Below are 6239 nucleotides of genomic sequence, written 5' to 3'. Positions count from 1 at the left end.
ACCTCAGACCCGGGCTGTCCCCCCACTCCCCTTGACCACCCTCGGCAACGCCAGCTGGATCTCCTCCCGAAGGTCCTGAATCTTCGGGTAGCCCGAGTACTGAGCCGTCAGCCGGTACATCTCCCGCAAGCGGTCCCAGGTGCGATGGGACGAGGTCTCGCCCATCGACATCAGCGCCAACCGCGCGTAGCGGTCCGCCTGTTCGGGGTCGTCGGCGATGAAGCAGGCCGACGCCAGCGAGATGTAGTCGAAGATCTGGGAGCGCTGCCGGCCCTTGGCCCGCAGCTCCAGCGCCTCCTTCGCGTGACGCTGTGCGATCGCTGCGGCCGAGGGGTCGTGGTCCGCGAGCGTGCGGTACGCCAGGGCCTGCATACCGTGCATGTCCGCCTCGTCGAACATCTGCATCCAACTGGGCGGCGGTACATCGCCCTTGTCCGAGACGAAGAGGTCCTCCGCCTCGCCGAGCGTGCGGCGCATGGCCTGGCCCTTGCCCATGGACGCCTGTGCCCAGGCCTCGATGGTGTAGAGCATCGCCTTCGTACGCGGCAGGACTTCCTCGCCCGAACCTGACTTCGCCAGGTTCATCAGGTCGAGGGCGTCGTCCGGCCGGCCCAGATGCACCATCTGGCGGGCCGCGCGTGAGAGCGCCTCGCCGGCGCGCGGTTTGTCGCCGCCTTCGCGTGCCGCGTGGGCGGCGATGACGAAGTACTTCTGGGCCGTGGGCTCGAGGCCGACATCGTGCGACATCCAGCCCGCCAGTACGGCGAGGTTGGCGGCGACGCCCCACAGGCGGCGCTGGAGGTGGTCGGGGTGGCGGTACGAGAGCATCCCGCCGACTTCGTTGAGTTGGCCCACCACTGCCTTGCGCTGCAGCCCGCCTCCGCGGGCCGCGTCCCAGGCGCGGAAGACCTCCACGGAACGCTCCAGCTCTTCGATCTCCTGGGACCCGATGGGGGCGGCCTCATAGCGGTCGTACCCAGCGGGGTCGGCGTGCAGGGGATCGTTGATACGGGGAGCGTCGGAGGAGAGGGCCGGATCGGTGTGCAGCCAGTCGTGCATGGCGCTGCTGAGTGCGGAGCCCGCGGCAAGCGCGGCGCCCGCGCCCACCAAGCCGCGTCGGTTGAGCATGAGGTCCATTCCCGTGAATTCGGTGAGGACCGCAGCCGTCCGCTCGGGCGCCCACGGCAGACCGTCGGGGTGTTCCACCTCGTGGCCGCTCTGCCGTTTCCCCGTGCGCCCGTGCCGGACCAGACCTAGGTCCTCGATGGTCACGACACGGCCGAGGCGCTCGGTGAACAGTGCCGCAAGTACCCGCGGCACGGGATCGCGCGGGATCTCTCCCATGTCGATCCAGCGACGCACCCGCGAGGTGTCGGTCGCCAGCTGCGGATGGCCCATGGCCGCCGCCTGCCGGTTGACCAGCCTTGCGAGCTCACCCTTGGACCAGCCGGCCAGGCCGAACAGGTCGCTGAGTCGGGCGTTTGGTTCGCTGCTCACGTCAAGCCCCCAGGTTCTCGGCTGAGTTGACAGTAACCCTCTGTCAGTTGCTGAGCGACTATTCGCCAGGGTTCGCCAGGGTGCGCCAGATGGTGTGCCATAGGCGACCGGGTGTCAGGTAGGAATGCGCCACCCCGACCCGGCGGCCGACCGCATTCCCCAGGGTGCGAACGGAAGTCGGGCCGGGCAGCGCACGTGACTCGTCGGCGCACGAAGGGATCTGTTTCGCCCATGTACACAGCATCGTCCTCCGTGTCCGCCCCGCCCCGGCCGTCCACCACGCGGCAGGCCGGGGGCCCTTATCTCGCCCCATCCCGCCCGGCGGCCCCCGTGTTGGGCACCGGTCGGACGCGGCGGGCTCCGGGGGCCGCAGGCTCAGCGGGGTTCGGCACCCAACCGCTCAGCGGGAGACTCGACTTGTCCGGCCCTCAGGGCGCCCAGTTGCGTACGGCTGTCGCCTCGGTGCACCGCATCTGCCCGGAGTTCAATCCCGTGCAGGTGCTGCGCCGCAGCGGCCGCTCGGTTCTGCTCGTCGGTACGACGGGACGTATGACTGCGGTCGCGAAGTGCTTAGTCGATCACTCCCCCGCATGGGCGGAGCGCAGCCGCCATGAGATAGCCACATACCGTTCGTTCGTGCGGCACCGTCCTCCGGTACGGGTGCCACGGCTGATCGCCGCCGATCCCGAGAATGGCACGCTGGTGATCGAGCGGATGCCCGGCCGGGTGGCGGCCCTGCAACGCCATCCGGCCGAGGCCCCGCCGCGTGCCGACATCAGGGCCGCGCTCGGTGCGATCTGCCGGCTGAACGCATGGCGGCCGCCGGCCGGCATGTTCGACGCTCCGCTCGACTATGCGGCGCGGATCAACCGGTACCACGAGCTGGGGCTGCTCACGGACCGGGACTCGGGCGATCTGCAGAAGCTGCTGCACGGCATCGCGCAGTCGGCGGGCAGCGGTTCCCTGGGTCAGTTCTGCCATGGTGACGCCCTGTTGTCGAATGTCCTCCTTTCGCCTGCGGGCCCGGTCCTCGTCGACTGGGAGCACGCCGGCTGGTATCTGCCGGGGTACGACCTGGCGACGCTGTGGGCGGTGCTCGCCGACGCACCGGTCGGGCGCCGCCAGATCAGCCAGCTCGCGCAGTCCGCGGGCCCGGCGGCCCGTGACGCCTTCCTGATCAACCTGATGCTGGTGCTGACCAGGGAGATAAGGACGTACGAGATGGCGGTCCAGCGCACGATGCGCGAAGCGACCCCGGCGGCACCGGGCCCGGCCCATCCCGGTGCCGTGCCGTCCGGCGAGGAACAGCGGCTGCTGCTCAGGCGGCTGCACGACGACTGCGCTCTGGCCCGCAGGGCCGTGAGGGCGGCGGTCGGCACTCGCTGACGGGGAGCGAAGGCCCCTGGGTGTTCCCCCAAGCTCTCGACTTCGCTCGAGCAGGGAGGGACCCCCATGGGTTGGGCGCACCCAGGGGCCTTCGCCAGCGGTCCCGGCTCCCTTGATGACCAGGGGGAAGCAAGGGAGCCGGGACCGCGCGTCTCCATACGGCGCCGGGGGAAGCGGCTACTCCGTATGGAAGGTCACCGAGTCCAGGTCGTACGGACCCGACTGTGGCGAGGTGAAGACCAGATACAGCTTGTGCGTCCCGGCCAGCGCCTCCACCGGCACCTTGACGGTGTCCTGGTAGATGTCCCAACCTCCCGTGTTCTGCACGGGAGTTGTGGCGAGCAGCTTCCCGTCGGGAGCGTCCGCGCGCAGTTCGATCGCGCCGACGCCGTACGGTGAGGACACCTTGTAGCCGACCGAGGCGATGCCCTCGACGCTCATCGGCTCGAAGGCCACCCAGTCGCCGTTGCTGATGTCACCGATGCGCTTGCCGTTCTCGGCACCGGCCTGCGAGACGATCCGGGTCCCCGACTGATCGTCGTAGTACTCGGCCTGCTTGTGCTTCGGGTGCATCACCGAACGGCCGTAGCCGGTCAGCGCGCTCGCGCCATTGCCGCCCTTGTCCGTGTACTTGGCGTTCAGCACGTACGTGAGATCCGCGCCCTCGGGGTGACCGCCGAGGTCACCGGTGTCCACGGTGCCTTCGCAGCCGGGGATGTCGGTGGTCGGATGCTCGTGGTCGTCATGGCCGAGTGCCGGGTTCACGGTGACCTTGGAGCAGTCGATCGCGCCGTCCTCCGGATCGGTGACCGTCACCTTGTACGGGATCTCGTCGCCGAACTGGATGAGCTTGCCGTCGACCGGCGTCTCGATCTTCACGACGGGCGCCGTATTGCCCGCCGTGATCGGGATGTTGGCGAAGCCCTCCTTGCCGGTGGAGTCGGTGACTTTCAGCTGGGCGTTGAAGTCACCGGCCGTGGTGTACGTGTGGGACGGATTGGCTTCGGTCGAGTCGGCGGTGCCGTCTCCGTCGAAGTCCCAGGCGAAGGCGAGGGCATCACCGTCCGGGTCCTTGCTGCCCTCGCTGGAGAAGTCCACCTTCAGTGGCGTGGGCCCGTTGGTGACCGAGGCCGTGGCCTTGGCGACGGGGCTGCGCTTGCCCTGGGCGTAGTCGATCCGGAAGAGACCGGAGTCGTTGTTGCCGCCGCCGAACTCCGATCCCCATTCGAGGACATAGAGGGAGCCGTCGGGTCCGAACGTCATGTCCATGGGCTTGGCGAACTTCATGGACGAGAACAGGTCGTTGATCTTGAGCAGCTTCTCGTCCTGGTCGAAGCGCATCTCCTTGACGTCGTTGCGCGCCCACTCGTAGAAGAAGCTCGCCCCGTCGTAGTACGCGGGGAACTTGGTCTGCGACGTGCTCTTGGCGTCGTAGCGGTAGACGGGGCCGCTCATGGGCGCGGAACCGCCGGCGCCCATCTCCGGGAACTCCTTGGACTCGCCGTATCCGTACCAGACTTCGGGGACCTGGATCGGCGGCAGGTCCGTCAGACCGGTGTTGTTCGGGGACGGGTTGGTGGGCTTGGTGCAGTCGAACTTGGCGCCGACTTCCTGGGTGTCCGGGTTGTACGGGGCGTATGCCTGGTTGTTGCCGTGGCAGAACGGCCAGCCGAAGTTGCCCGGCTTCTTGATGACGTTGTACTCGACCAGCCCCTCGGGGCCGCGCTCGGTCGTCGGGGCGCCGCGGTCGGGTCCGTAGTCGGAGACATGGGCGTAGCCGGTCTTCGGGTCGACGGTGAAGCGGAAGGGATTGCGGAAGCCCATCGCGTAGATCTCGGGGCGGGTCTTGTCCGTGCCCGGGGCGAACAGGTTGCCCTTGGGGATCGAGTAGCCGCCGCCGTCCTTGGGCTTGAGCCGCAGGATCTTGCCGCGCAGGTCGTTGGTGTTGGCCGAGGTGCGCGCGGCGTCCAGGCGCTCCTTGCCGGGCCGCCAGTCGATGGGTGAGTAACCCTGCCAGTCGGGGTCGAGGTTCGGCGGCACGTCGTCGCCGGTCGACAGGTAGAGCGTGCGGTTCGGGCCGAACTCGACCGCGCCGCCGGTGTGTCCGGGCTCCGGGAAGGAGCGGTCACGGTAGGCGGGGACGTCGATCAGCTTCTTCTCGCTGGCGGCGTCGAGCTTGCCGTCCTTGATGGTGAAGCGCGACAGACGGTTGATGTCCTCGGTGGCACCCGTGGGTGCGTAGTAGAGGTAGATCCACCGGTTGGTGGCGAAGGACGGGTCGAGCTCGAGGCCGACGAGGCCGTCCTCGCCGCCGGTGTAGACGTCGAGCTTGCCGGCCTCGGTGGTGGCGTGCGTCGCCGGGTCGAAGACCTTCACCTCGCCGCTGCGCTGGGCGTAGTAGACCTTGCCGTCCTTGGCGACGTCGAGCTCCATCGGGTCGGCGGTGTTGTCGTCGAGGGTGACCTTCTCGTACCCGTTCCAGACGGTGCCACCGCAGTCGCCGGCCGCGGTGCCGGAGGCCCACTTGAGGCCGCCGATGACGTGGTCGCGGAAGTACGCCTCGGTGTAGGAGGCCTTGTCGTGGCCCATCGCGGTGGCCCAGATCCTGCCGCCTTCGGTGCCCCGGCACCAGGAGATCGGATGGTCGGCGCCCATCGCGTCGCCGCCGGGGTTGTACGTGGTCTCGTCGGCCGTGACGAGGACGTGCACGTCACCGCGGGGGTTCTTGTCGAAGTTGTACCACTCCTCCGGGCGCTCCCAGCGCTGCGGAAGTCCCTTGGTGGAAGGGTGCACATGGTCGGCGACCTTCGCCGTGCCCTGGAGGACGCCGGGTGAGTGGGAGGGCATGTGCGCACCGGCGTTGATGGTTTCGTCCCACCACGGGAACTCGTTCTCGACGCCCATGTCGAGGGTGTTGTGGATCGCGACGACGCCCTTGCCGGAGCGTACGAACTTCTGCAGGCCTTCCTTCTCGGCGTCGGTGTCCCAGACCATGCCGGAGTTCTGCAGCATGACGATCGCGTCGAAGTCGTTCAGGGAGGGGTCGGCGAAGATCTTGGAGTCGGCGCTCTTGACGAGTTCAAAGTTGTTCTCGGCGGCCTCCTCCTCGAACATCTTGATGCCGTCGGGGATCGAGTCATGGACATAGCCCACGGCCTCGGTGAAGAGGAGGGCCCGGAAGGCGGGTTCCTTCCGGTCGACGATCTCGGCGGCGGCCGCGGGCAGGACACCCGCGACAAGCAGCAGTCCGCTGAGTCCTGCGATGAGGCCTCGGCGCATTCTTCGTGTGTCACGGACATGACATCCCATGGGGATTCCTCTCTGTCGTAACGGCCATGCGGGGGTGCCGGATGTCA

3 protein-coding genes are annotated in these 6239 nt (G+C 68.3%); 1 reads left to right on the top strand and 2 read right to left on the bottom strand.

The genetic code is table 11. The features are described from left to right. Nucleotides 1-3 precede the first annotated feature (3 nt). Nucleotides 4-1497 (bottom strand): DNA-binding protein NsdB, encoded by a 1494-nt coding sequence (locus G6045_RS13050; RefSeq protein WP_165332076.1) that lies wholly within the window; start codon nucleotides 1495-1497, stop codon nucleotides 4-6. 231 nt (nucleotides 1498-1728) lie between these two features. Here G6045_RS13050 and G6045_RS13045 point away from each other — a divergent pair, with 231 nt between their 5' ends. After that, nucleotides 1729-2883, top strand: coding sequence for an aminoglycoside phosphotransferase family protein (locus tag G6045_RS13045; protein WP_165332075.1), 1155 nt, complete (start codon nucleotides 1729-1731; stop codon nucleotides 2881-2883). 177 nt (nucleotides 2884-3060) lie between these two features. Here G6045_RS13045 and G6045_RS13040 read toward each other — a convergent pair whose 3' ends face one another. Then, nucleotides 3061-6162 carry a ThuA domain-containing protein gene (locus G6045_RS13040; protein WP_165332074.1) on the bottom strand — a complete coding sequence of 1034 codons (3102 nt, stop codon included), beginning with the start codon at nucleotides 6160-6162 and terminating at the stop codon, nucleotides 3061-3063. Nucleotides 6163-6239 lie beyond the last annotated feature (77 nt).

The sequence above is a fragment of the Streptomyces mesophilus genome (genome assembly GCF_011044995.1).
Taxonomy (GTDB): Bacteria; Actinomycetota; Actinomycetes; order Streptomycetales; family Streptomycetaceae; genus Streptomyces; species Streptomyces mesophilus.
Note: the sequence above shows the minus strand (reverse complement) of the source record. Positions and strands in the feature narration are given on the sequence as shown.